Here is a 23,673-nt window from a genome sequence, read left to right on the forward strand (position 1 = left end):
AGGGGAGCGAATTCGAAACGGAGGGCGTTGGTGTCTTTCTACAACCGTTCACCCCGAATTTGCATGTTGATTCGGATCATCCGATGATTTGACCGCTCGGCGTCATGTTCCGAGCCCGGCGCGCGACGACACGGCCTCCGTGTTCGGCGCCCTCCCGCACCGCACCACCCCGGAAGGCCCAGCCACGATGAAGTTCCCCAAGGGCGGCACGGACACCCGCTCCGACGACCGGGGCCGCGCGGTCGACGAGCGCCCCGAGGACGAGAGACCACCGCTTCGGCAGATGGTCGTCTACGGCCTCCAGCACATCCTGTCGCTGTACACGGGCGTCATCACCCCGCCGCTGATCGTCGCCGCCGCTCTGGGCCTGAACCCGACCGATACCGCCCTCATCATCAGCGCGGCCCTGCTGGTCAGCGGCCTGATGACCCTGGTGCAGACACTCGGCGTGTGGCGCTTCGGTATCCGGATGCCGCTGGTCATCGGCACCTCGTTCACCCCGGTCACCGCGATGATCGCGATCGGCGACTCCCACGGCCTGCCCGTCGTCTTCGGCGCGTCGATCGTGGCGGGGCTCTTCGGCATCCTCATCGCACCGGTCATCGCCGGGCTGATCCGTTTCTTCCCGCCGGTCGTCACCGGCAGCGTCATCACCATCATCGGCATCACGCTGATGCCGGTGGCGGTCGGTTGGATCACCGAGGGCGGGCAGGACGGCGTGCCCACCGGCGTCGACATGCTCCTGGCCGGGGCGACCCTGGCCATCATCCTGGTACTGACCAAGGTCCTGCGCGGTGCGTGGAACCGCTCGGCGATCCTCATCGGCATGCTGCTGGGCACTCTGCTCGCCGCGTCCCTGGGCCGTCTCGACCTCGGTTCCGTGGGCGAGGGGCCGGCCTTCTCCCTGCCCGCCTTCTTCCACTTCGGTCCGCCGGAGTTCCAGGTCGCCGCGATCGTGACGATGTCGATCGTGATGGTGGTGATCCTGGCCGAGGGTATGGCCGACATCCTCGGCGTGGGCCAGGTCGTGGGCAGCAGGATCGATGGTCGACGTCTGGCGGACGGTCTCCGCGCCGACGCCGCCATGGCGGTCGTGGGTCCGCTGTTCAACTCCTTCCCCGGCAGTACCTTCAGCCAGAACATCGGTCTCATCGCGTTGAGCCGGGTCAAGAGCCGTTACGTGGTGGCCACGGGGGCGGCGTTCCTCGTCGCAATGGGGCTCTTCCCGTTCCTGGGTCAGATCGTGGCGGTGATCCCCTCGGCCGTCCTCGGCGGCACCGGTCTGGTGCTGTTCGGTTCGGTGGCCGCGGCGGGCATCCAGACCCTGGGCAAGGCGGACTACGAGGGCACCAACAACCTGATCATCGTGGCGGTCTCCCTCGGACTCGGCATCCTGTCGATCGCCTCGCCCACGTTCTTCTCCGCCTTCCCGGACTGGGCCTCGATGATCCTGAGCTCGGGGGTGGTCACGGCCACGATCTCCGCGCTGCTGCTCAACGTCTTCTTCGAGGTCCTGGGTTCCGGTCGGAGGAAGTCCCCCGAACCCGCACCCGAACCCGCACCCGACGAGGCGGAACCCTCCGGGGTCGGGGGCTGACCCCTCACCTCCCCCGCGGGCACACGGGGCGTCGACGTTCGTCGGCGCCCCGTCCCCGTTCTCGGCCCAGGTCAACCGACCGGGATCTCCAGGTCCACTCGGGAGGAGCATTCGGCCAGGCAGCCGCCGACCGCGAGTCGGCCTCCGAGCGGGGTGCCGGCGGGGAACGCGAGCATGGTCTGCGTGGTCCGGCCCCCCTCCAGGTGGTGATCGCCGATCGCCTCGGAGGCACGTCTGCGCTCTCCGTCGGTGGTGGTGTATGAGGCTCCGGGAAGGTCGAGATCGGCGTCGTCGGTGGTGGTGAACTCCGCGGTGACGACGAGGTCGTCGCGGGTGATCGACCGGTAGGCGGTGATCAGCCGGGCCTCGACCCCCGCGGAGCCGGCGGTGGTGTCCTGGGCCGAGACCAGCCGTTCCCCCGGGTCGATGTCGTCGATCCGGAATCCCGTGACCAGCCCCTCCTCGGTGGTGAAGTCGGTGAAGCGGGCACAGGTGCCCGGCGCGGGCTCGGCCGGGCATACCTCGAAACCGTCGGCGTCGGGCTCCACCGAGGCGGCGTCCGGTATCTCCCCCGCCTCGTCGAGGGCGGCGGCGACCTGCGCGAAGTGGCGCAGATAGAGGTGGGCGGCGGAGTCCTCGACCGCCAACGCGGTCCCGCGTCGCATCGCCTCGGGGTCGTCGAAGCGGGCCAGGGCCATCATGTACTCGGTGGCGTCCTCGGGTTCGGCGGCGTTTCCGATGGGACGTTCGTCCTTCCCGGGCTCGGGAGATCCGGTCTCGTCGGCCGGCGGGGGGCTCAGCGTGGGTCCGGGCGCGTCTTCGAGCGGGTTCCCCGATCCGGGGTGTTCCTCGACGGGCCCGCAGGCCGTGGCGAGGAGGAGCAGGACGAGGGCCGCCGCCGCGCCACGTTCCGACATGTACTCGTACCCCCCGGGAACGACACCAGGAATGCCGATTCTCGGGGACGGGACCCATCTACTGTCCGGTTTCACACGCTTTTAGATGATTTCTGATCATCCCCTGGCCGGAACGTGACGTGGGCCGCCCCCGACGGGGACGGCCCATCTCACACGTTTTCTCAGGCGTCCCGGGGCCGCAGGACGACCGGGAACTCCTTGAGGCTGTTGCTGGCCAGCGCCGCGACGACCTCCAGCTCCTCGTCCGGAACGGCCAGGCGCAGGTCCGGGAAACGCTCGAAGAGCATCGGCAGGATGATCCCCGCCTCCAGCCGGGACAGCGGGGCGCCCGGGCAGATGTGCGGACCGTAGCCGAAGGTGATGTGGCGGCCTCGGGTCCGCTTCGGGTCGAAGACGTGCACGTCCTCGCCGAACTCGGCGCGGTCGCGGGTCGCCGCCCCGTAGTGCGTCATCAGGGCCTCGCCCTTCTTGATCGTCCGTCCGGCCACCTCGATGTCCTCGGTGGCGAAGCGGAACATCATGACGTTGTTGGGCGGGTCGTAGCGCAGGGTCTCCTCGACCACGTCCTCCCAGCTCACCTCGCCCCTCTTCAGCAGCTCGTGCTGTTCGGGGTGCTTGAGGAGCGCCCGGACCGCGTTGGTGAGCAGGTTGACCGTGGTCTCGTGTCCGGCCGCGACCACCGTGAGCAGGGTGACGACGATCTCCATGTCGTCGAGGCCGTCCTCGCCCTCCGATCCCGTCCTGATCAGGTCGGCGGTGAAGTCGTCGCACTCGTCCAGGGTGGCGCGCTTACGGGCCACCACCTCCGTGAAGAACTGGAACAGGGCCCCGTAGATCTCGATGTGCTCGCCGGGCTCGGTCGTGCCGGAGAAGAGCTTGGCGTACATCTCGCCGAGGTCGACGCCCTCCTTCTCCTCGATCCCGTACAGCTCGGCGATGACGCCGATCGGCACCTTGAAGGTGAACAGGGACTTCAGGTCCTGGGGCTCGTGGGCCCGCTCCTCCAGGGCGTCCAGGTACAGGGCGGTCAGGCGCTCGATGCGCGGACGCAGCCGCTCCACCCGCCGGGCCGAGAAGGGCGCCGCGGTGAGGGTGCGCAGACGACGGTGGGCGTCGCCGTCCAAGGCGAGCATGTTGACCCCGTCGGTGGGGATGGTGGCCATCAGGGGCCACTCCTTGGTGACCACGCCGTTCTGGTAGTCCGCCCAGTGGTCGACGCTCTTGACCAGGCGCGGGTCGTTGAGGGTCTGCTTGCTGACCTCGTGGTGGGTGGTGGCCCACGCCATGACCCCGCCGGGGAGTTCGACCCGGGTCAGCGGACCCTCCTGGTGAAGGCGTTCGCGATCGGCCTGGACGTCGTCGGGGATCGCGTGGACGAGGGGGATTCCGTCGGCGTTGTGCTGCACGGGACAGGGCATCAAAGAGCTCCTTCGGGGCTCGCGGGGGTGAAGGTGACGGGAAGACTCTGGACCCCGCGGAGCCAGGGCGAGGGGCGCCAACGGAGCTCGGAGGGGGCGACGGCGAGCTCGACGTCCGGCAACCGGTCCAGGAGGACCTCGACCGCGGTCGCCGCGATGGTCTCGGAGATCGTCCTGGCCGCGTACGGGCAACCGTGCTCGCCGTGGGAGAAGGACAGGTGGGCGTGGTTGGCCCGCTCGTCCCGCCCTCGGGCCGAGCGCACCACGGGATCCTGGTTGGCGGCCGCGTAGCCGAGCAGGACCATGTCCCCCTCACGGATCCGCCGACCTCCCAGGTCGACGTCGTGGGCGGCGTAGCGTCCGGCCTGCATCTGGGAGGGCGAGTCCTCCCACAGGACCTCGTTGAGCGCCTCCCCCACACTGCTGCGGGCTCCCGAGAAGGAAGCGGAGAAACGGTCGTCGGTGAGCATCAGGCGCAGCGCGTTGCCGATCCACGCGCTGGTGGTCTGGTGGCCTCCGCCCAGGATGGCCAGCAGCTCGGGGACGATCTCCTCGTCGGTGTAGCCGCGCGGGTCGGCCGCCAGACGGGAGACCACGTCGGGCCCCGGCCGGGCCCTGCGCTCGGCGACCAGGCCTCCGACCGTGGTCGCCATCTCCATGTAGTACTCCATGACCCGGGGGCCGGCGTCGAAGACGGTCGTCATCACGGAGGTGAGCCGGTCGCCCCGTTCGCCGTCCAGACCGAACATCCAGCACAGGACCAGGGCCGGCAGCCGGTCGGCGTACGTGGTGATGAGCTCGGTCTCCGCCGATCCTCGAAAGGCGTCGATGAGCCGGTCGGCCAGCCGTTCGGTGACCACGCCCAGCTCGTGCGGGTCGACCCCGCCCAACGCGGCGTTGACCGCCCGGGCCCGGGCCGCGTGCTCCTCCCCCTCGGCCGAGAGCATGTTCGGCAGGGGCATGACGACCGGCATCATCGACCAGTCCGGCGGCACCCGGTCCCAGGCGTTCCATCGGCTCGGGTTCCGGGCGAAGACCGAGGGGGTGGTGAGCACATGGTGGAGCTCTCGATATCCGATGACCAGCCAGGCCGGCAGGTCTCCCTCCATGAGGACCGGGACCACGGGTCCGTGACGCTCTCTCAACCGCCGGAAGGAGACGGCGGTGTCCTCCCGGAACTCCGGGGTGTACAGCTTGACCGGTTCGTCGGTGGGCACAGGGGGTTCTTCTCCACGTCTAGGTCGATCGAAGCCCGTCGGGCTCCGGAAACGGGATCAGGGGTGTGGTCCGGAGGGACTCGTCTCCTCGGGGGGCGCGGGGCCGGAGGTCACCCGGCCCCCTTCTCGACCAGGGAGCGGACGTGGTGGACGAGGGAGATGAGGACCTGTTTGGCGGAGTCCCGGTCCCGGGCGTCGCAGCGCAGCAGGGGGACGGTCGGGTCCAGGTCCAGGGCGGCGCGGACCTCCTCCAGGGAGTGGGCGGTCGCCCCGAAGTCGTTGTGCGCCACCACGAAGGGGGTGCCCTGCGCCTCCAACCGGTCGATGGCGTACCAGGAGTCCTCCAGGCGGCGGGTGTCGATCAGCACGACCGCCCCCAGGGCACCGACGAACATGCGCTCCCACAGGAACCAGAAACGTTTCTGGCCGGGGGCTCCGAAGAGATAGAGGACCGAGGTGGCGTCCAGGGTGATGCGACCGAAGTCGAAGGCGACGGTGGTGGTGTGCTTGGACTCCACACCCTGAAGGTCGTCGACCCCGGCCCCGGCCCTGGTCATCGTCTCCTCGGTGTCGAGCGGACGGATCTCGCTGACCGAGCGCACCATGGTCGTCTTGCCGACGCCGAACCCTCCGACGACGACGAGTTTCAGGGCCTGGGAGGCGGTGTTCGGAAGCGGGGACGACGGCGGGCCGACCCCGTCCACGTCCGCGGGTTCAGAGCTTGTGGAGCGCAACGAGCACCTTCTCCAACACGTCCGGCGAGGCGAGGGGGTGCGCCCACGTGGGCGCGGAGGCCGGATGACGGGCGGTCACCCGGCCGGTGTCGATGAGGTCGGTGAGCAGGATGCGCACGACCGCCACCGGCAGACGCAGGTGGGCGGCGACCTCGACCACCGCCACAGGGCTCGCGCACAGCTCGAGGATGGCGGCGTGCTCGGACTGCATTCCGGGCGAGGGGGCGCTCTCGGCGACGATGAGGGTCACCGAGTCCAACGCCTCGTCGGCGCCGCCGCTGCGCCCGGAGGTGATGACGTAGAGCCGGTCCGGCCCCTCGTCCCGGTGCGACCGGCTCATGCCGTCTCGGTCCCGGCACGGACCGGGGTGGTCAGGTGCTCGCCCATCTGCTCGACCAGCTCGTTCATGTTGTGACCGACCAGCCCGGGCTCGGCCTCCCCGTCGGTGATGACGGCCAGATGGGTGCCGTGTCCGGCCTCGACGATGAACAGCAGACCGCCGTAGAACTCGGCCATCGCCTGACGGACCCCGCCCCCGCCGTCGCCGAACTCGATCGAGGCGCTGTGCGCGAGGCTCTGCACCCCCGAAGCGATCGCGGAGAGGTGGTCGGCCCGGTCGACGTCCAGACTCGCGGTGTGACAGAGCTTGAGACCGTCTCGGGAGAGCACGAGCGCGTGACGGGCACCGGGGGTGCGCTCGGTGAGGCCTTCGAGGAGCCAGGTCAGCTTCTTGAGATCCATCATGTCTCCTTCAAGGGGTCGGTCGGTCCCTGGCCCCGCACCGCCTCACGGAACGCGCCGAACCCCTTGGAGGGGGTCCGGGGCGCACTCTCCGCGAGGGTGGGACGGGCGCGCTCGGCCGCGGCGAGGGTCCGTCCCCGACGGCGCCGGGGCAGTCCGTTGGGGAGGAGGGTCGTGGACCCGGCGTCTGCGGAGGGGGTGTCGGTGTCCTCGTCCGAGGACGTGTCGTCCGGCCGGGGCGTGGCCGACGGTGAGGAGGAGACGACCGGTGTGGGGCCGGTCGAGGCGGGGAGCGGTTTGATGATGCGCTGGGGCAGGAGCATCACGACGGCCGTTCCACCGCGTGAGGAGGAACGGAAGGAGATCGAGAGGCCGTAGCGTCGGGCGAGCTGTCCCACGACCGACAGGCCCAGACGGGTTCCGGAGATGGCCGCGATGTCCAGCCCGTTCTCGACCGCGCGTCGAGCGCGCCCGAGGGCCTCCTCGCCCATGACCAGTCCGCCGTCCTCGACCATGATCGCCACGCCCGCCTGGACCTCCTCCACGTGCACGTGGACCTCGGCGGTGGGCGGGGAGAACTTGGCGGCGTTGTCGAGGATCTCGGCCAGGGCGTGGATGACGCCTTCGGCCGCGAACCCGGCCACCGCCAGCCGGGAGACGCTGTGGGTCCGGACCCGCTGATAGGCGCCGATCCGGCCCATGGCGCCGCGCAGGATGCTCTCCATCGGGATCGCGCGGCTCCAGCGCCTGCCGGAGCGGGCCCCGGTGAGCACGGCGATGCTGTCGGCCACACGTCCGGTCTGCGCGGTGACGTGGTCCAGGTGCATCAGGTCGCCCAGGACGTCGGGGCCGCTCTCCGCTCCGCCGTGGCGTTCCTGCATCTGACGGAGGTCGGCGAGCATGGTGGTCGTCAGGGCCTGGACCCGGCCGGCCGCGGTGGCGCAGGCGGCCATCGCTGCGGAGCGCCGACGTTCGGCCAGGGCGATCTCGGCGGCGGCGGTCCGCAGCGCGCCGGCGACGCCGGGGTCCTCGGGCAGTGTGATCCTGTGCAGGGCGGTCTCCGCGGAATCTCCCTCGCGCAGCCGTCCGACCAGGCGGGGCAGGTGTTCCTCGGAGAGGGCGACCGTGTCGGAGCGCACCCTGTCGACCTGGGAGCGCAGTTCGGCGATCCGCCGATCGCGGGCCGCGAGCAGAAGTGCCGCCACGAGGGCGAGCAGAAGTGCCAGGCCGCCCGCGATGAGCACGGCGAGCGACCCTTCGGAGCGTGTCTCCCACAGCGCCCAGCCCCAGAGCGGCGCGATGAGCGCGGGCATCAGGAGCCATCGTGGTGCCGTGGACTTCGGAGACGATGCTCCACCGGGGGGTGGTGGTCCAGCAGTCATGGGGCTCCATGTCCGGCCGCGTCGTCATTCTTCGCGCACGCCGAAGGTCAGGCCTGGAGAAAACCGCGATCCACGTGCGAAGATGCGCCGAGAGCGGGGACAAAGAATACTCCGACCCGCATTTTCAGCACACAGCGAGACAACATACCACCAAACCCTCCGGCCTCTCATATCGCGCCAATGAACAATGCATTCCCCCGGGAAGGCCTCTGTACGCCCGTCACCGCAGGGCTTCCGGCTCTCGACGGGCCTTTGGGAACCACACTCGCAATACCTCGGAAAACACCGTTCCGATTCGCCGCGCGCATATCGTGAACTGCGTCGACGGGACGGATCCGGGTGAACGGGGAAACGGCGTACGACACTTCGTGCCATGCCGAGGGCGGTGAGGCGACTTTCGATGGTCGACCCCTAAGGTGGTTCAGGTCACCGGTGCCGTGGAGCCCGCTCTCTCCGGCTCCCACGGCACACGCGGGGCACCCGCCCACTTCGGGGTGGTTCGACCTCAGGTGAGCGGGGAATCTTGACGTGGACCGACGCGTTACACCCCGCGAGACCGCACGAGCGCCTGGAGGCACCCACACGATGGCCGAGCGAGCACTTCGCGGCACCCGGCTCGGGGCGACGAGCTACGAGAACGACCGCAACACCGACCTGGCTCCCCGCCAGGAGGTCACATACGACTGCACCCGGGGTCACCGCTTCTCGGTCACCTTCGCGACCGAGGCCGAGATCCCCGCCGAATGGGAATGCCGTTTCTGCGGCGACCGCGCGCTGCGGCGCGACGGCGGTGGTGAGGAACCCAAGAACACCAAGCCGGTACGGACCCACTGGGACATGCTGCTCGAACGCCGGAGCATGGAGGACCTGGAAGAGGTCCTCGCCGAACGGCTGGAACTGCTCCGAGCCCGACGCCGCGAGGAGGCGGCGAAGGTCGAGGAGATCGCCAAGCAGCGGCAGAGCGCCTGAGACGACGGAACGGGGGCGATGGACGTGGAGTCCACCGCCCCCGCCGTCGTGTCCGGGGTCCCTCCGGTCAGCCCTCGGCCGTCTGGAAGGGGTCCTGCGTGTGCCCCACCAGCTCCTCGACCGACCCGATCACCCGGGTGGGCCGGTAGGGGAAGTGGTCGGCGGTGTCCCGGTCCGAGATGCCCGAGAGCACGAGGACGGTCTGCAACCCGGCCTCCAGTCCGCTGAGCACGTCGGTGTCCATCCGGTCGCCGACCATCAGGGTGTTCTCCGAGTGCGCGCCGATCCGACGCAGCGCCGAGCGCATCATCAACGGGTTGGGCTTGCCCACGAAGTAGGGACGTCGACCGGTCGCCTTCTCGATCAGCGCCGCCACGGCACCGGTCGCGGGCAGCGGCCCCTCGGCGCTGGGGCCGGTCTCGTCGGGGTTGGTCGCGATGAAGCGGGCCCCGCCGCGCACGAGCCGGATGGCCCGGGTGATGGCCTCGAAGCTGTAGGTACGGGTCTCCCCCAGCACCACGTAGTCCGGGTCGCGCTCGGTCATCACGTAGCCGACGTTGTGCAGCGCGGTGGTCAGGCCCGACTCTCCCACCACGTAGGCGGAACCGCCGGGACGCTGGGTCTGGAGGAACTGGGCGGTGGCCAGCGCGGAGGTCCAGATGGACTCCTCCGGGATGTCCAGCCCCGTGTTGAGCAGTCGAGCACGCAGGTCACGCGGGGTGTAGATGGAGTTGTTCGTCAACACCATGAACGGGGTCCCCTGCTCGCGCAGCTCCGCGATGAGCGTGTCCGCGCCGGGGATCAGGTGCTCCTCGCGTACGAGCACGCCGTCCATGTCGAAAAGGTAGTTCCACTCGTTGCTCACGACACCATTGTGCCGGGCGGGGTGAGGGCGACGCCATTCCTACCCCCCGGTAGTCGCAGGTCGGGCGTTAGACACTGCTCACACCCGGTCCATCCACCCGTTCCGGGTCAGACCGGCGGCCACGGTACCGAGGGCCAATCCGGCGAGGGGTAGGGGTGGACACGATGGTGGAGCAGCAGTTCCACCCTGGCCCGCACGGCGTAGGCCTCGGGGCCGGTCAGATGGCGCGCCAGCTCGACGGACAGGGGGTCCTCCGCGTCCTCCAGCCGCTCCCGCAGCCGGGTGAGCGCCTCCAGCGCCTCCTCGGTCAGAGGCTCGCCCCGCCACTGCCACAGGACCGTGCGCAACTTGTACTCCTCGGCGAAGGACACACCGTGGTCGCACCCGTACAGATGACCACCGGGGGTGGGCAACAAGTGCCCGATCTTGCGATCGGAGTTGTTGATCACCGTGTCCAGCACCGCCATACGGCGCAGCCCCGCGTGCCCGGTCTCCCGGGACAGGGCGATCAGGTCGACGGTGGTGTCGCCGTGCACCCAGAGCTGGACCATGCCCTCGCCGTAGGGGCCGTCCCGGTGGACGGTGGGCGGGACCACCGACCACCCCAGCGCCTCGGAGACGGCGTAGGCCGACACCTCACGGCCGGCCAGCGTGCCGTCGGGAAAGTCCCACAGCGGCCGTTCCCCCGCCACCGGTTTGTAGACGCAGGCGGCCGAACGGACGCCGTCGGAGATCGTGCAGTAGAGCGTGGCGTTGGACGCGGAGGTCAACCGCCCCTCCACCGTGAGCTCGCCCTCGCGCAACAGGGACACGGCCTCGGCGGGGTCGATCCCGTCGAAGTCGGCCGGGGAGGGGCCCGATCCCGGCGCCTCGGCGGGCCGGGATCCGGTGGTGTCGTCGGTGTCCAAGGTCAGACGAGGCGGTCCGGACGGTAACCGTTCTGGCGGACGCAGATGTGCCCCTCCGGGTCCAACGGACGCCCGCACAGCGGGCAGTCGGGACGCCCGGCCGAGACGACCTTCAGCGCGCGGACGGCGAAGGCGCGCGCCTCGCCGGGGGTGAGGTAGACCCGCAGGACGTCACGGTGGGGCGGGGCCTCCTCCGCGAAGACCTCCAACTCGTCCTCGTCGTCCTCGACCAGCTCCTCGCCGGCGGTCTCGTCGATCTCCTGGGCCTCGATGATGACGCGCGCGGCCTCGGCGTCCCAGGCCAGGGCGAGCGTTCCGACCCGGAAGTCCTGCTCGATCGGCTGTTCCAGAGGGCCGTCGTCCTCGGGCGCGGTCTCATCGCCGGGCGGGGTGCCGAACCGGCGGTTCACCTCTTCCAGAAGCTCCTCGATACGGGTGGCCAAGGCCTCCACCTGGGCCTTCTCCAGCACGACGCTGGTGATGCGACCCTCCCCCACTGCCTGGAGGAAGAAGGTGCGGTCCCCGGGCCGGCCGACGGTCCCCGCGATGAACCGTTCCGGCGGATTGAACTGAAAGACGGGCATGACTGAACCTTACGGGATGACGGTGGCGGGGTGCGATTCTCCGGTGACCGATCAGGCCGGCTCCTCGGCCCCTCCGGCCCCGCCTCCGACCGGGGCGTCGCCCCCGGCCTCCCTCGCCGTGGGCAGGACGCCGGCCAGCGGCCGCCCGGTCTCGTTGAGCCCGTTGAGGAAGGGTCGGGTCCGGGTGTAGGTGATGGAGGTGACCGAGCAGGGGTCCACCCGGATGCGCTGGAAGAGGTCCAGGTGGACGCCGAGGGCGTCGGCGACGATCGCCTTGATCACGTCCCCGTGTCCGCACACCACGTAGACGGGAGGGGAGCCCGCGGTCCCCTCGGCCTCGGCGAGGAGGCGCCCGTTCCAGTCCCGGACCGCCTCCGTGGCCCGGGCCGAGACCGCGGCGAGGGACTCGCCGCCCGGGAAGCGCACGGCGCTGGGGTGATCCTGGACCACCCGCCACAGGGGCTCCTCCGCCAGCTCCGTGAGGGAACGGCCGGTCCAGGAACCGTAGTCGCACTCCACGAAGCGTTCGTCCGTGGTGATGGGAACGCCGATCCGCTCCGATAGGGCCTCGGCGGTCTCCTGGCAGCGTTCGAGGGGGCTGGAGACCAGGGCCGCGGGAGTCAGGCCGGCCAGCCGGCCGGCCAGGTCGACGGCCTGGGCCCGGCCGGTGTCGTTGAGGTGCAGTCCCGGGGCCCGGCCCGCCAGCCGGGGGCCGGTGGCGTCGGTCATGCCGTGCCTCACGAGCAGGAGGGTGACCGCCTCGGGGACGGTCGGGGTGTCCTTGGTCTCAGCCGCTGTCGCCATGCCCCCACTCTAGGCCGCGTGCGGGCAGCGGTCCCGGCACGGACCGCCCCGGGCCTCTCCACGCCGTCTCCCCCACCCGACTTCGGCGGACACGGTACTCTCCGCCGCATGGAACAGCGACAGGTGGGCAGATCAGGTCTCTGGGTGTCTCGTACCGCTCTCGGCACGATGACCTGGGGAAAGGACACCTCCGAAGAGGAGGCCGGGCAGCAGCTCACCGCGTTCGCGGACGCGGGAGGCACTCTCGTGGACACAGCGGACATCTACACGGGCGGACAGAGCGAACGGATCCTGGGCCGGCTGCTGCGCGGGGCCGTACGGCGCGAGGACATGGTGGTGGCCACCAAGAGCGGTCACACCCCCGAGGGCTACCGCCCGGTGGACGCCTCCCGGCGCCACCTGATGGCGTCCCTGGAGGCCTCGCTGCGCCGTTTGCAGACCGACTACGTGGACCTGTGGCAGTTGCACGTGTTCGACCCCCGCACCCCTCCGGAGGAGACCCTGGAGGTCATGGAGGCGGCGGTGACCTCCGGCAAGGCCCGCTACGTGGGCACCGGGAGCCTGGAGGCCTGGCAGTTCGCGACCCTGTCGACCTGGCAGAGGGCACGGCCCGGCCGGGTGCCGCTGGTGAGCGCCGGGACCGAGTACTCCCTGCTCAACCGGTCGGCGGAGCGCGCCCTGCGCCCCGCCGCGGCGGCCGGAGACGCCCACGTCATCGCGTGGTCTCCGCTGGGCCGGGGCGTGCTCAGCGCCAAGTACCGCAACGGGGTGCCCGCGGACTCGCGCGCCGCCTTTCCGCACATGGCCCCCTATGTGGAGCCCTACCTGGACGACCGCAGCCGACGGGTGGTGGAGTCGGTGTGCACCGCCGCCGACGGTCTCGGGGTGTCCCCGACCGCGGTGGCGTTGAGCTGGGCCCGGGACCAGGAGGGCGTGGCCGCCGCCGTGGTGGGGCCGCGTACCCTCCCCCAACTGGAGGAGATCCTCTCGGTGGAGAGCGTGGAGCTGCCACCCGAGATCAGGGACGCCTTGGACGACGCGACGGCCGGCCCGGGGCGCTGACCCGCGCCCGGGACCGGCCCGGTCGGTCCGCTCAGGCGGGCGGGATCGGGAAGTTCTGGTCGAAGACCTGGTCCGGGTCGTGAACGGCCTTGAGGGCGCGCAGCCGACTCAGGGTGGGTTCGGGGAAGGCCTGGGCCAGCACCTCGGGCCCGGTGCGGGTGTCGAAGCTCAGGTACATCCCCTGGAGCCGCGGTTCCAGGGCCGACCAGTGACGGTCCAGGCGCCCGGCGCGGGCCCCCAGCGCCGCCACCGAGAAACGGGCCGAACGGTGGGCGTAGGCGGTGGCCTCGGGAGCCATGTCGTCGACGGCACCGCCGACCTGCCGGAACTGGGTGAAGTAGGAGTCGCCCGAGGTGATCATGGCGGCGACGATCTCGGCGATCTCCGGGGTGGTCTCCCCGATCAGCCCCGAGCGCGAGACCGGGGTCCCGTGCCCTTCGTGGGGACCCTGGTGCGGGACCAGGAGGGCCGCGTAGGGCGCCACCTGGGCGCGCTGGTCCAGGACCGGCCCCGCCTTGAGGAAGGGTTCGAGCGCGGCGACGGCCGCGTCGGTGTCCTCACCCGCGTAGACCACCATCGCCTGGGCGACGGGCCCCTGACCGCCGCGGCCCGCGCCCAGGGTGAGGAAGGCCGTGACCTCGCGCGGGGCGGCGTCGGCGATCTCCCCCCAGGCGCGGAGGAAGGAGGCCGTGGCCGAGGCGTCGTAGACGAACCTGCCGAGGACGACGTTCCCCACCGGCGCGGCCTCGATCTCCACGGCGGTGACCACGCCGAGGTTGGCCCCGGCGCCGCGCGTCCCCCAGAACAGCTCCGGGTCGTGGTCCTGGTCCACGCGCAGGAGACGACCGTCGGCGGTGACGAGTTCGACGGCGGTGAGGCGGTCGATGGTGAGCCCGTGGGCGCGGGACATGTAGCCGATGCCGCCGGTGGTGGCGATACCGCCCACGCCCACGCCCCCGTGGTCGCCTGAGCTGATCGCCCACCCTCGGTCGCCGAGGGTCCTGGCCACGTCGCCCCAGCGGGCCCCGGTTCCCAGACGGACCCGTCCGGTGTCCGGGTCCAGGAGCCGGATCCCGTTCATCCGGCCGAGGTCGATCACGATGCCGCCGTCGTTGGTGGAGGCCCCACTGATGCCATGACCTCCGGAGCGCACGTTGAGGGGGACCCGCTGTTCCCGCGCGTAGGCGAGCGCCTCCGCCACCTGCTCGGGGTCGGTGGGACGCAGGACCAGTCCGGGCCGACCCCGTTGCATGTAGCCGTGGCGCACCCCGGTGTAGCCGCCGTCGCCGGGCTCCACGGCGAGATCGCGCAGGGCGGCGGGGACCCCGTCGTAGTCGATGCCCGGGCGGCGGGCGGCCAGGGCGGCGACGGGCCGGGCGGGGCCGGTGGGGGTCCCCTTCACGGCGCGTTCGCCTTCGACGGCCTCCCTGAGCGCGGGCGCCACCTCCCGACCGAAGAGGTCGATGGCGCGGGGGTCGTCGCCGCCGAGGACGAAGGTGGCCACCCCTTGTTCCAGGACCAGTGGCAGGAGTTGTTCGACCCACTGTTCGGGAGGCCCCTGGAGGAAACCCCGGGATACGGACGAGAAGGAGGTTCCCGTCAGGTTGAGCAGGCGTCTGACCTGGCGCGGATCACGCCCGGCGGCCTCGGCCGACTCGTCGATGATCCTGTTGCCCTCGGGCAGGTCGGCCAGGTCCAGGTAGCCGAGGCTGGGCAGCCAGCCGTCGGCCTTGGCCCCCACGAGCCCGAGCATCCGGGGTTTGTAGGCGCCCAGCCAGATACCGATGTCGTGGTGGGGCCGGGGGCCGCGCGGGGTGCCGGGGACGGGGTAGTGCGGCCCCGAGGAGCGGACCTCGCCACCGGAGTCGACGTCCCAGACGGCGCGGATGAGGTCGATGGCCTCCGAGAGCGCGTCGACCGATTCCCCCGCGGTGCGTCGGGCCCCGCCCATGCCCTGAACGGCCTCCCGGAAGCCTCCGGCGCCGAGACCGAGTTCGACCCGGCCTCGGGAGAGCAGGTCGAGACCGGCGGCGGCACGGGCCAGGACCGTGGGGTGACGCAGGGGGAGGTTGAGGACGTTACCGGCGACGCGAAGACGTTCGGTGCGCGAGGCCACCCAGCCGAGCAGGGTCCAGGTGTCGAGGAGCTCCGGGTTATAGGGGTGGTCCTGGAAGGTGGCCAGGTCCAGACCCGCCGCCTCGGTGCGCTCGGCGAGCCCGACGACGTGTTCGGGGTCTCGGGAGGTCGGTGTCAGGAAGGTGCCGAACTCCAGGTGGTGTCCGTAGTCGGTCATGGGCGCTCCTCGGCACGGTCCGGCGAAATCGTTGAAATCACAAACGATATTTCCTACAACCTATCTGACGCGCGAATCGCCCTTGATACGGTGAGCAGATGAACCCCACCACCCCGGACAGGGCCCCTGAACACAACCTGGGGTGGTCCCTGGCCGTTCTGCTCCGCCGCTGGCACGAGCACGTCGAACAGGCCCTCACCGACCTTCCGCACGGCAGCCGCGGCTACCACGTGCTCTCCATCGCGGCCGAGGGCGAGGCGCCCACCCAGGCCTGCCTGGCCGACCGTCTGCTCATCGACCGCAGCGTCATGACCTACCTGCTCGACGACCTCGAGGCCGCCGATCTGGTCCGACGCCGGGTCGACCCCAAGGACCGACGGGCACGCCGCGTCCGCCCCACCGACCACGGCCGGGCGGTCCTGGCCCGGGCCGAGAAGGTCGTCGAACACGTGGAGGAACGGCTCCTCGGTGGGCTGGCCCCGGAACACCGCGCCCTGTTCCGGGCCTCGGCGAGCACGGCCGCCGTCTCCGTGCGGCGGCACTCCCCCGACACCGACCCCTGCGAGGCGGTCCTCCAGGTGACCGGTCTGAGCGAGAAGGAGCCCGCCCCCTCCGATCGGGCCGGCTGAACGGATCCGACCCGCCCTCCGATCGCCCCCGAGCCGGACCGTCGCCGCGAGTCGGTAGGCTCCTTGACGTCCACGAACGACACGACGAGGGGAACCGGTGTCCGAGGCCGTCGAGAAGGTCAGTGCCGTCCTTGACCGCATGGGCGCCCCGCGCGCTCTGGCGGCGCGACTGGTGTCCGTACTGGGTCCACAGCCCGCCGCAGAGCTGGACGCCGACCCCTGGCTCCTGCTCCGCCTGCCGGGGGTGACCCTGGAACAGGCCGACTTCTGCGCCCGCCACCACCTGGGCGACCAGACCAGACCGGACGATCCCCGTCGTCTGGCCGCGCTGGTCCGGTACACCCTGCGCACCGCGGCGGGGCGCGGCCACACCGCGGTCGAGGAGAAGCGGCTCGCCACGGTGATCGGGCGGCTGGGCGTCCCCTCCCCCATGGCCGCCCTGGAGGCGGCCCTGTCGAGCGAGCAGGCGGTGCTGTTCGAGAGCACCGACGAACCGGACGACGACTTCGACTTCGAGGAGGGCGGGATCCCCGAGCCGCCCGACCCCGAACGTTTCTACGCGCTCGCCGAGATCGGTGAGCGCGAACAGCGTCTGGGCGTCCGCCTGGCCCGGCTCATCGGCGCCAACGATCCGGTCATGGACTCGTTGACCGCGACCGAGACCGTCGACGCCGCCCGGGAGCGGGGCGGCTTCCCCCTGTCCGAACAGACCCGTGAGGCCCTGGTGACGGTGGCTCTGCGCCCGGTCACCGTGCTACGACACGGCCCCGGTGACCGCGCCGAGATCGCCCGCGCCCTGCTCGGGATCGCCGCCATCGCGAAGGAGAGCGGTGTGGGCCTGGCGGTGGTCGCCCCCACGGCGCAGACCGCCGCCGCGGCCGAGGCCGACCTGGCCTCCGTGGTCGACGCGAAGGGCGAGCCGGACGAGGAGGGGGCGGAGGGCGCGCCCGACGTGGAGTCGCTGCCCGCCCTCCTGGCCCGGGCCCCGATCGAGGCGGGCATCGTGGTGCTGTACGAGTCGATGGCGGTGGGCACCTCCCGCATGGCCGAGCTGGTCTCGGCCTGCTCCGAGGGCGCGCACCTGGTGCTGTTGGCCGACCCCGACCAGGCCCCTTCGGCCACCCCGGGGCGGGTGGCGATGGACGTCGCCGTCTCCCGTACCGCCCACGTGGCGCTCCTGGCCGACGACGCCGAACCGGGGCCCCTGGCGGTCCTGGCCGGGGCCGTGGCCGCAGGCGACCTGCCCGAGGTCGAGGCCCCCGGGCGCGAGGTGGTCCGGGTGCCGGCCTCCTCCGCGGAGGAGGCGGCCCACCGGGTGACCCAGCTGGTCACCGACTCCATCCCCCGGGCCCTGGGTGTGGCCTCCGAGGGGATTCAGGTGGTGACCGCCCGGGAGGACGGCCCGGCGGGCGCACGCGCGCTCAACGCCGCCTGCAAGGAACTGCTGAACCCGGGGCCGGGCGCGCACGGCGGGTTCGACGTGGGAGACCGGATCCTGGTGACCGCCGAGGGGCCGGGATACGGCCCCGGGGACACCGGATACCTGCGCGAGGTGTCGGAGGGCGCCGTGGTGGAGCTGGCCGGCGGTTCCCGGGTGAAGGTGACGGACCCGTCCGTGTTGCGGCACGGGTGGGCGATCACCGTGGCGGCCGCCCATGGTGGCCTGTGGCCCGCCGTGGTCGCGGTCTTCCCGCCCGAGGTTCCGATCTCGCGTCCTCAGGTGTACACCTGCCTGACCCGCGCCACCCGGCACGTGTCGGTGGTGGACGCCACCGACGGGGCGTTGGCGACCGGGGTGCGCGAGACGCTCGCGCCCGAGCGCACCACTCGCCTGGTCCAGATCCTCCGCGAAGGCTGACCCGCCCGACGAACGGACCCCGAGGGTCCATACGTCGGACGGGGGTCAGACCTGGTCGAGGAAGCCGCCGTCCACGACCAGGTTCTGGCCGGTGACGAAGGACGCGGCGGGCGAGGCCAGGAAGACCACCGAGCGCGCGACCTCCTCGGGTCGGCCCAGCCGACCGTAGGGGATGCGTTCGCGCACGCTCTCGTAGAAGTCCGGGTCGCTCTCCTTGCGGCGCTCCCAACCTCCACCGGGGAACTCGATGGGCCCCGGGGAGACGGTGTTGACGCGCAGGCCCTCCGGCGCCCACTCCCGGGCCAGCGAGGCGGCGTGGTGGTTGAGCGCCGCCTTGACCGCGCCGTAGGAACGGGCCCCAGCGGGTCGGGTCACGTGCAACGCGGAGGTGGTGGAGACCAGCACCACCGAGCCGCCGGTACCGGACCGGCGCAGGTGCGGTTCGGCCGCCTGGGCCAGTCGGACGAACGGCATGAGGTCGGCGGCGAACCCGCGCTCCCACTGGTCGGGGGTGGGCGCGCTGCCACCGGAGACGTTGGAGACCAGCACGTCCAGTCCGCCGAGCGCGACGACCGCGTCCTCGACGAAGGCCGGAAGGGCGTCGTGGTCGGTGACGTCCAGGTCACGGGTGAAGACCGTGGACCCGGTCGCCCCGAGTTCCTCGGCCGCCCGGGCCAGAGGTCCCGGCGTACGCGCGCACAGGGCCAGGTCGGCGCCCTCCTCCGCGAACGCCTGGGCGATGGCGCGGCCGATCCCTCTGCTGGCCCCGGTCACCATGACCTTGGCGCCCGCCAGTCCCAGATCCATACGTCCCCCTCGTTTCGGTACTCGCAGGGCCCGATGGTATCCGGAAGGGGGCAGGCGACGCCGAAGGACGCCGCCCGTCCCGTGTCAGGCTCCGGTGGAGTGGAAGCCGCCGTCGACGTGGACGATCTCGCCGGTGGTGGCCGGGAACCAGTCCGAGAGGAGGGCGACGGCCGCCTTCGCCGCGGGCTCGGGGTCCTTGACGTCCCAGCCCAGCGGGGCCCGCTCGGGCCAGTGCTCGGCCAGGGTCTCGAAGCCGGGGATGCTGCGCGCGGCCATGGTGCTCAGCGGGCCCGCCGACACCAGGTTGACCCGCACGTTCCTGTCGCCGACGTAACGGGCGAGGTAGCGGGCGGTGGAGGTCAGCGCGGACTTGGCCACGCCCATCCAGTCGTAGATGGGGTAGGAGACGCTGTTGTCGAAGTCGAGGGCGACCACCGAGCCGCCCTTGTCCATGAGCGGCAGCAGCGCGGTGGTGAGCGACTTCAGCGAGAAGGTGGAGGTGTGCATCGCCTTGGCGACGTCGTCCCACTCCGTGTTGAGGAAGTTGCCGCCCAGGGCCTCCTGGGGCGTGAACCCGATGGAGTGGACGATGCCGTCCAGACCGTCGACGTGCTCGCGGACCCGGTCGGCCAGGGAGGCGAGGTGCTCGTCGTCGGTGACGTCCAGTTCGAGGACGGGGGGCTCCTCGGGCAGGCGCTTGGCGATGCGCTTGACCAGACCGAGCCGACCGTAGCCGGTCAGCACGACCGTGGCGCCCTGTTCCTGGGCCAGGCGGGCGATGTGGAAGGCGATGGAGGAGTCGGTGAGCACCCCGGTGACGAGGATGCGTTTGCCTTCGAGGATTCCCATGTCGGGTCCGTTCTGTCTGTCTCGGTTGCCGGTGCGGTCGGTGGGGCGGGCGGTCAGTGACCCATGCCCATGCCGCCGTCGACCGGGATGACGGCACCGGTGATGTAGTCCGCGCCGGGGCCGGTGAGGAAGGAGACCGTCCTGGCGATGTCGTCGGTGCCGCCGAAACGACCGAGGGGGATGTTCTTCTTGATCTCGGTCTGACGGTCCTCGTCCAGGGCCGCGGTCATGTCGGTCGCGATGAAGCCGGGGGAGACGATGTTCACGGTGATGTTGCGCGAACCGAGCTCACGGGCCAGGGAGCGACCGAAGCCGACGAGGCCGGCCTTGGAGGCGGCGTAGTTGGCCTGGCCGCCGGAGCCGAGCAGGCCCACGACCGAGGAGATCAGGACGATGCGGCCGAAGCGCTTGCGCATCATGCCGCGCACGGCGCGCTTGGCCACACGGAAGGATCCGGTGAGGTTGGTGTCGAGCACCGAGGAGAAGTCGTCCTCGCTCATCAGGGCCAGGAGCTGGTCCTTGGTGACACCGGCGTTGGCGACCAGGACCTCGACCGGTCCGTGCGTCTCCTCGACCTCCTTGAAGGCCGCGTCCACCTGGGCGGAGTCGGTGATGTCGCAGCGAACACCGAGCAGACCCTCCGGGGGCTCGCCGGAGCGGTAGGTCACCGCGACCTTGTCGCCGTTCGCCGCCAGTTCACGGGCGATGGCCAGGCCGATTCCGCGGTTGCCGCCGGTGACCAGTACCGAACGCGACATAGGGGCTCCTCTTCTCTGTGGCCTTGAACAGCCACGATGTGTGTTCCTCGGGCGGGGATCGCCTTGCAGCGTACCGAGCTACCAGCGGGTAGCCGCAACCGAGGGTGAATCCGTCAGGGGGTGTGAAAAGCCACGTGTCCCCCGTGCGGGACGGCCGAGGTCGGAACCCGCGCGAGGGCGAAGGCCTGCCGGCCGGGTCAGGCCCAACCGGCGTCGTGGGCCAGGATCGCGGCCTGGACGCGGTTGGACATCTCCAGTTTGGCGAGGATCCGGCTGACGTGCGCCTTGACCGTCGTCTCGCGCATGCCCAGGGCCCGGCCCGCCTCCGCGTTGGACTTGCCCTCGGCCACCGCGATCAGCACCTGCCGTTCCCGCTCGCTGAGCACCGACAACCGACGCAGGGCCTCCTCACGGCCGGCGGCCGAGTCGGCGGGGGCGGGCGCGGCGAAGCGTTCGAGCATGCGTTTGGTGACGCTGGGCGAGAGCATGGCGTGCCCCTCGTGGACGGTGCGCACGGCGGCGATGAGGTCGCGCGGCGGCGTGTCCTTGAGCAGGAAGCCCACCGCCCCGGCCTGGAGCGCGCTGTGCACGTACTCGTCCAGGTCGAAGGTGGTCAACAGCACCACACGGGGCGGGTTCGGCAGAGAGGTGATCCGGGTCGCGGCGGTCAGCCCGTCGGTGCCCGACATCCGGATGTCCAGGAGGACCACGTCGGGGGCGAGCTCCTCGGCCAGACGCGTCGCCTCGTCGCCGTCGCTCCCCTCACCGACCACCTCGATGTCCGGAGCGGACTCCAGGATCATCCTCAACCCGGATCGGACCAGGAGTTCGTCATCGACCAGGAGTGTGCGGATCACCCTCGGAGCCCTCTTCCTCGACTTCGGTGTTCGGGACGGGGGCGTCGTTCTCGTCCGTCTCCCCCAGCGGCAAGATAGCGCGCAGACGCCACCCCCCGTCGGAGCAGGGGCCCGCCGAGACCTCGCCGCCGGCCAGGGCGACGCGTTCGCTCAGCCCGGTCAGACCGTACCCGCTGCGGGGCGGAGGGTTCACCACCCCCGGAGCGGGGCCGTTGGACACCTCCAGCTCCAGGCGGTCCGCCGCGTAGTACAGGTGGACGTCGACGACGGCGCCGGTGGCGTGCTTGGCCGCGTTGGTCAAGGCCTCCTGGACCACCCGGTAGGCGGTGCGCTGGACCTGGACCGGCAGCGGACGCGGATCACCGCTCTCCTCACGGCGCACCTCCATTCCGGCCCCGCGCCATTCGCCGAGCAGCCGTTCCAGGTCGTCGAGGACCGGTTGGGGCGCGGTGGGGGCGGTCTCGCCGCCCTCGTCGCGCAGGACCCCGAGGATCCCGCGCAGTTCGGCGAGCGCCTCGCGCCCGGTGGTGCGGATGAGCCCGGCCGCCTCGACCGTGCGGTCGTCGGTCGCCGAGACCTCCAATCCGCCCGCGTGCAGGACCATGAGACTCACCCTGTGCGCGACCACGTCGTGCATCTCCCGTGCGATGCGGGTGCGTTCGGAGGAGATGGCCTGCTCGGCCATCATGTGCTGTTCGCGCTCCAGCCGCTCGGCCCGCTCTTCGAGCCGTTCGATGAGTTCGCGGCGTGTGCCGATCCACAGCCCCGCGAAGACCGGGACCAGCAGGAAGACGATCACGGCCATCACGAAGCCGGTCACCGACGCGTTGTAGACGAGGGCGGTGCTCAGGACGCCGAGGGCGAACCAGCCGGTGAGGACCTTGCGGTCGCTGAAGAAGGCCGGGTAGGAGTACAGGCCCACCATGAGCGGGATCGGGTCGCCGTAGCCGATCATGAGGATCGCGCCGGCGATCAGGAGCCAGCGGGGCGAGGTCCTGCGCCAGAGCATCGTCGCCGAGGCCAGGGTCCCGGGGATCACAAACAGCGCGAACAACGTGGCCACAGCGGTCCAGGCCGCGGCGGGCCCGGGCTCGGGGGCTCCGATCGGCGCGACCATGAGGGCGGCGAAGGGCTTGGAGAACAGCCCGATCCCGCTGGTGGTCCCCGCCAGCATCATCAGCCCGCTGAAGGGCAGGGTGAAGAGCGCGTAGAACCAGTCGGCGATACGCGCCCGTCGCCTCCACCACCACATCCCGTGGCGTCGGACCAGCAGGCCCAGGTTCTCGTTCCACTCTCTCAACCGCTCGTTCACCCGCCCGAGTCTAGGTGGAGGGATCACGCCTCTTCGGCGACACGACACCGCCCGGCGGACGACGGTCCGTTCGTCGATCCCTCTACGTTCTCCCTGGTCAGAGGGGCGCCCGAGGAACCGGTGGCGTTCGCGGTCGCTACCGACCCCCTACGAAAGTCGGGGGTGCGGCCGGTCGAAGGAGTCGCGAACCCGTTGCGCGTCATGCCTTCGGCCGACCCCGGTTTCGGCCTGTAGGGGGAGGAATCGGTGGTTCTCGCGGGCCTAGCGTGGTGACCACGCCGAAGAGCACGGGGGTCTCCCCCGACCCACCGGCACCATCCGTCAGCGATACCAGGAGTAGTCCTCGTGAGCACGCCCACCACGCAGTCCCCGTCCCCGGTCCAAGCCCCTCCGGTCGTGGTGGCGCGGGGCCTCACCAAGACCTACGACACCGGCGGCAGCCAGGTGCACGCCCTCGCCGGGGTGGACGTGGAGTTCCACCGCGGCGCGTTCACCGCGATCATGGGCCCCTCCGGCTCGGGCAAGTCGACCCTGATGCACTGCCTGGCCGGGCTGGACGTGCCCACCTCCGGCACCGTGCACCTGGGCCGTACCCAGATCACCGGCATGCGCGACGGCGAACTGACGCTGCTGCGCCGCGACCGGATCGGCTTCATCTTCCAGTCGTTCAACCTGCTGCCGATGTTGACGGCCGAGCAGAACATCCTGCTGCCCTCCCAGATCGCCAAGCGCAAGGTCGACCAGGCCCGCTTCGACCACATCATCGACGTGGTCGGGCTCCGTCAGCGACTCGACCACCTGCCCGCCAAGCTCTCCGGCGGCCAGCAGCAGCGCGTCGCGGTCGCCCGGGCCCTGCTCAACGCCCCCGAGGTCGTCTACGCCGACGAGCCCACCGGCAACCTGGACTCGCGCTCGGGCGCCGAGGTGCTGGCCTTCCTACAGAACTCGGCCCGGGAACTCCAGCAGACCATCGTCATGGTCACCCACGACCCGGTGGCCGCCTCCTACGCCGACCGCGTGGTGTTCCTGCGCGACGGCAGCCTGGTGGACGAGGTCCTCTCCCCCACCGCCGAGGTCGTCTCCGACCACCTGCTGAAGCTGGAGGCCTAGCC

The 23,673-nt window shown here is 71.1% G+C and carries 23 protein-coding genes; 6 read left to right on the forward strand and 17 right to left on the reverse strand.

The annotated features are described in order from the left end of the window. The first annotated feature begins 187 nt into the window (after positions 1-187). Positions 188-1,597, forward strand: a complete 1,410-nt coding sequence (locus U9J66_RS24740) for a nucleobase:cation symporter-2 family protein (RefSeq protein ID WP_326338914.1) — start codon at positions 188-190, stop codon at positions 1,595-1,597. Positions 1,598-1,668: 71 nt separating this feature from the next. On the opposite strand, the gene U9J66_RS24745 is transcribed toward U9J66_RS24740, so the two are convergent. The 7 genes from U9J66_RS24745 to U9J66_RS24775 form a co-directional block, all read right to left on the reverse strand. Then, complete coding sequence (locus U9J66_RS24745; RefSeq protein WP_326338916.1) at positions 1,669-2,514, reverse strand: hypothetical protein; 846 nt, start codon at positions 2,512-2,514, stop codon at positions 1,669-1,671. A gap of 161 nt (positions 2,515-2,675) precedes the next feature. After that, a complete protein-coding gene (locus U9J66_RS24750; RefSeq protein WP_017535729.1) occupies positions 2,676-3,932 on the reverse strand; it encodes a cytochrome P450 family protein in 1,257 nt (418 codons plus the stop codon). Further along, entirely contained in the window at positions 3,932-5,149 is a 1,218-nt protein-coding gene (locus U9J66_RS24755) for a cytochrome P450 (RefSeq protein WP_014912542.1), read from the reverse strand. Before U9J66_RS24755 ends, U9J66_RS24750 begins: the two co-directional genes overlap by 1 nt. A gap of 110 nt (positions 5,150-5,259) precedes the next feature. Then, positions 5,260-5,883 carry a GTP-binding protein gene (locus U9J66_RS24760; RefSeq protein ID WP_442789873.1) on the reverse strand — a complete coding sequence of 208 codons (624 nt, stop codon included), beginning with the start codon at positions 5,881-5,883 and terminating at the stop codon, positions 5,260-5,262. Continuing rightward, positions 5,864-6,223: a DUF742 domain-containing protein gene (locus U9J66_RS24765; protein ID WP_014908978.1), complete on the reverse strand. Its 360-nt coding sequence runs from the start codon at positions 6,221-6,223 to the stop codon at positions 5,864-5,866. Before U9J66_RS24765 ends, U9J66_RS24760 begins: the two co-directional genes overlap by 20 nt. Further along, entirely contained in the window at positions 6,220-6,624 is a 405-nt protein-coding gene (locus U9J66_RS24770) for a roadblock/LC7 domain-containing protein (protein WP_014910217.1), read from the reverse strand. Before U9J66_RS24770 ends, U9J66_RS24765 begins: the two co-directional genes overlap by 4 nt. Beyond that, positions 6,624-7,937: an ATP-binding protein gene (locus tag U9J66_RS24775; RefSeq protein WP_014909546.1), complete on the reverse strand. Its 1,314-nt coding sequence runs from the start codon at positions 7,935-7,937 to the stop codon at positions 6,624-6,626. The genes U9J66_RS24770 and U9J66_RS24775 overlap by 1 nt, the downstream gene beginning before the upstream one ends. A gap of 654 nt (positions 7,938-8,591) precedes the next feature. Between U9J66_RS24775 and U9J66_RS24780 the strand changes: the two genes are divergently transcribed. Next, a complete protein-coding gene (locus U9J66_RS24780; protein ID WP_017535724.1) occupies positions 8,592-8,975 on the forward strand; it encodes an RNA polymerase-binding protein RbpA in 384 nt (127 codons plus the stop codon). A 67-nt stretch (positions 8,976-9,042) separates the two neighbouring features. Here the strand turns inward: U9J66_RS24780 and U9J66_RS24785 are convergent, their stop codons facing one another. From U9J66_RS24785 to U9J66_RS24800, 4 genes are all read right to left on the reverse strand, one after another. Further along, positions 9,043-9,810, reverse strand: a complete 768-nt coding sequence (locus tag U9J66_RS24785) for an HAD-IIA family hydrolase (RefSeq protein ID WP_042283525.1) — start codon at positions 9,808-9,810, stop codon at positions 9,043-9,045. Between the two features lie 137 nt (positions 9,811-9,947). Beyond that, positions 9,948-10,748 (reverse strand): SCO1664 family protein, encoded by an 801-nt coding sequence (locus U9J66_RS24790; RefSeq protein WP_378712983.1) that lies wholly within the window; start codon positions 10,746-10,748, stop codon positions 9,948-9,950. Between the two features lie 2 nt (positions 10,749-10,750). Next, positions 10,751-11,332, reverse strand: coding sequence for a DUF3090 domain-containing protein (locus U9J66_RS24795; RefSeq protein WP_014909238.1), 582 nt, complete (start codon positions 11,330-11,332; stop codon positions 10,751-10,753). A gap of 51 nt (positions 11,333-11,383) precedes the next feature. Continuing rightward, positions 11,384-12,136 (reverse strand): MSMEG_4193 family putative phosphomutase, encoded by a 753-nt coding sequence (locus tag U9J66_RS24800; RefSeq protein WP_017535720.1) that lies wholly within the window; start codon positions 12,134-12,136, stop codon positions 11,384-11,386. Between the two features lie 108 nt (positions 12,137-12,244). Between U9J66_RS24800 and U9J66_RS24805 the strand changes: the two genes are divergently transcribed. Continuing rightward, positions 12,245-13,198 carry an aldo/keto reductase gene (locus U9J66_RS24805; protein ID WP_326338917.1) on the forward strand — a complete coding sequence of 318 codons (954 nt, stop codon included), beginning with the start codon at positions 12,245-12,247 and terminating at the stop codon, positions 13,196-13,198. A gap of 31 nt (positions 13,199-13,229) precedes the next feature. Here the strand turns inward: U9J66_RS24805 and U9J66_RS24810 are convergent, their stop codons facing one another. Beyond that, the gene (locus U9J66_RS24810) at positions 13,230-15,491 is read right to left on the reverse strand and encodes an LLM class flavin-dependent oxidoreductase (RefSeq protein WP_014911519.1); all 2,262 of its coding nucleotides are present in this window, start codon (positions 15,489-15,491) and stop codon (positions 13,230-13,232) included. Positions 15,492-15,589: 98 nt separating this feature from the next. Here U9J66_RS24810 and U9J66_RS24815 point away from each other — a divergent pair, with 98 nt between their 5' ends. Beyond that, on the forward strand, positions 15,590-16,120 hold the full coding sequence (locus U9J66_RS24815; protein WP_161110043.1) for a MarR family winged helix-turn-helix transcriptional regulator: 531 nt from the start codon (positions 15,590-15,592) through the stop codon (positions 16,118-16,120). A 97-nt stretch (positions 16,121-16,217) separates the two neighbouring features. After that, entirely contained in the window at positions 16,218-17,978 is a 1,761-nt protein-coding gene (locus tag U9J66_RS24820) for a helix-hairpin-helix domain-containing protein (protein ID WP_326338918.1), read from the forward strand. A gap of 45 nt (positions 17,979-18,023) precedes the next feature. Here U9J66_RS24820 and U9J66_RS24825 read toward each other — a convergent pair whose 3' ends face one another. From U9J66_RS24825 to U9J66_RS24845, 5 genes are all read right to left on the reverse strand, one after another. Then, complete coding sequence (locus U9J66_RS24825; protein WP_014911286.1) at positions 18,024-18,785, reverse strand: SDR family NAD(P)-dependent oxidoreductase; 762 nt, start codon at positions 18,783-18,785, stop codon at positions 18,024-18,026. Positions 18,786-18,869: 84 nt separating this feature from the next. Beyond that, entirely contained in the window at positions 18,870-19,634 is a 765-nt protein-coding gene (gene fabI / locus U9J66_RS24830) for an enoyl-ACP reductase FabI (protein ID WP_014910830.1), read from the reverse strand. A gap of 53 nt (positions 19,635-19,687) precedes the next feature. After that, positions 19,688-20,392 carry a beta-ketoacyl-ACP reductase gene (locus tag U9J66_RS24835; RefSeq protein ID WP_014911925.1) on the reverse strand — a complete coding sequence of 235 codons (705 nt, stop codon included), beginning with the start codon at positions 20,390-20,392 and terminating at the stop codon, positions 19,688-19,690. 197 nt (positions 20,393-20,589) lie between these two features. Beyond that, positions 20,590-21,249: a response regulator gene (locus U9J66_RS24840; RefSeq protein WP_014910489.1), complete on the reverse strand. Its 660-nt coding sequence runs from the start codon at positions 21,247-21,249 to the stop codon at positions 20,590-20,592. Further along, positions 21,224-22,561, reverse strand: coding sequence for a sensor histidine kinase (locus U9J66_RS24845; protein WP_161110045.1), 1,338 nt, complete (start codon positions 22,559-22,561; stop codon positions 21,224-21,226). Before U9J66_RS24845 ends, U9J66_RS24840 begins: the two co-directional genes overlap by 26 nt. 345 nt (positions 22,562-22,906) lie before the next feature. Here U9J66_RS24845 and U9J66_RS24850 point away from each other — a divergent pair, with 345 nt between their 5' ends. After that, positions 22,907-23,671: an ABC transporter ATP-binding protein gene (locus tag U9J66_RS24850; RefSeq protein ID WP_014908378.1), complete on the forward strand. Its 765-nt coding sequence runs from the start codon at positions 22,907-22,909 to the stop codon at positions 23,669-23,671. The last annotated feature ends 2 nt before the right edge of the window (positions 23,672-23,673 follow it).

Source organism: Nocardiopsis sp. LDBS1602, from assembly GCF_035818715.1.
In the GTDB taxonomy this organism is placed as follows: domain Bacteria; phylum Actinomycetota; class Actinomycetes; order Streptosporangiales; family Streptosporangiaceae; genus Nocardiopsis; species Nocardiopsis alba.

What these genes read in the sequence shown, in the direction of transcription:
- U9J66_RS24740 (WP_326338914.1), top strand. Translation starts at nt 188, where the DNA reads ATGAAGTTCCCCAAGGGCGGCACGGACACCCGCTCCGACGACCGGGGC.
- U9J66_RS24745 (WP_326338916.1), bottom strand. Translation starts at nt 2,514, where the DNA reads ATGTCGGAACGTGGCGCGGCGGCGGCCCTCGTCCTGCTCCTCCTCGCC.
- U9J66_RS24750 (WP_017535729.1), bottom strand. Translation starts at nt 3,932, where the DNA reads ATGCCCTGTCCCGTGCAGCACAACGCCGACGGAATCCCCCTCGTCCAC.
- U9J66_RS24765 (WP_014908978.1), bottom strand. Translation starts at nt 6,223, where the DNA reads ATGAGCCGGTCGCACCGGGACGAGGGGCCGGACCGGCTCTACGTCATC.
- U9J66_RS24770 (WP_014910217.1), bottom strand. Translation starts at nt 6,624, where the DNA reads ATGGATCTCAAGAAGCTGACCTGGCTCCTCGAAGGCCTCACCGAGCGC.
- U9J66_RS24775 (WP_014909546.1), bottom strand. Translation starts at nt 7,937, where the DNA reads ATGCCCGCGCTCATCGCGCCGCTCTGGGGCTGGGCGCTGTGGGAGACA.
- U9J66_RS24780 (WP_017535724.1), top strand. Translation starts at nt 8,592, where the DNA reads ATGGCCGAGCGAGCACTTCGCGGCACCCGGCTCGGGGCGACGAGCTAC.
- U9J66_RS24785 (WP_042283525.1), bottom strand. Translation starts at nt 9,810, where the DNA reads ATGGACGGCGTGCTCGTACGCGAGGAGCACCTGATCCCCGGCGCGGAC.
- U9J66_RS24795 (WP_014909238.1), bottom strand. Translation starts at nt 11,332, where the DNA reads ATGCCCGTCTTTCAGTTCAATCCGCCGGAACGGTTCATCGCGGGGACC.
- U9J66_RS24800 (WP_017535720.1), bottom strand. Translation starts at nt 12,136, where the DNA reads ATGGCGACAGCGGCTGAGACCAAGGACACCCCGACCGTCCCCGAGGCG.
- U9J66_RS24805 (WP_326338917.1), top strand. Translation starts at nt 12,245, where the DNA reads ATGGAACAGCGACAGGTGGGCAGATCAGGTCTCTGGGTGTCTCGTACC.
- U9J66_RS24810 (WP_014911519.1), bottom strand. Translation starts at nt 15,491, where the DNA reads ATGACCGACTACGGACACCACCTGGAGTTCGGCACCTTCCTGACACCG.
- U9J66_RS24815 (WP_161110043.1), top strand. Translation starts at nt 15,590, where the DNA reads ATGAACCCCACCACCCCGGACAGGGCCCCTGAACACAACCTGGGGTGG.
- U9J66_RS24825 (WP_014911286.1), bottom strand. Translation starts at nt 18,785, where the DNA reads ATGGATCTGGGACTGGCGGGCGCCAAGGTCATGGTGACCGGGGCCAGC.
- fabI (WP_014910830.1), bottom strand. Translation starts at nt 19,634, where the DNA reads ATGGGAATCCTCGAAGGCAAACGCATCCTCGTCACCGGGGTGCTCACC.
- U9J66_RS24835 (WP_014911925.1), bottom strand. Translation starts at nt 20,392, where the DNA reads ATGTCGCGTTCGGTACTGGTCACCGGCGGCAACCGCGGAATCGGCCTG.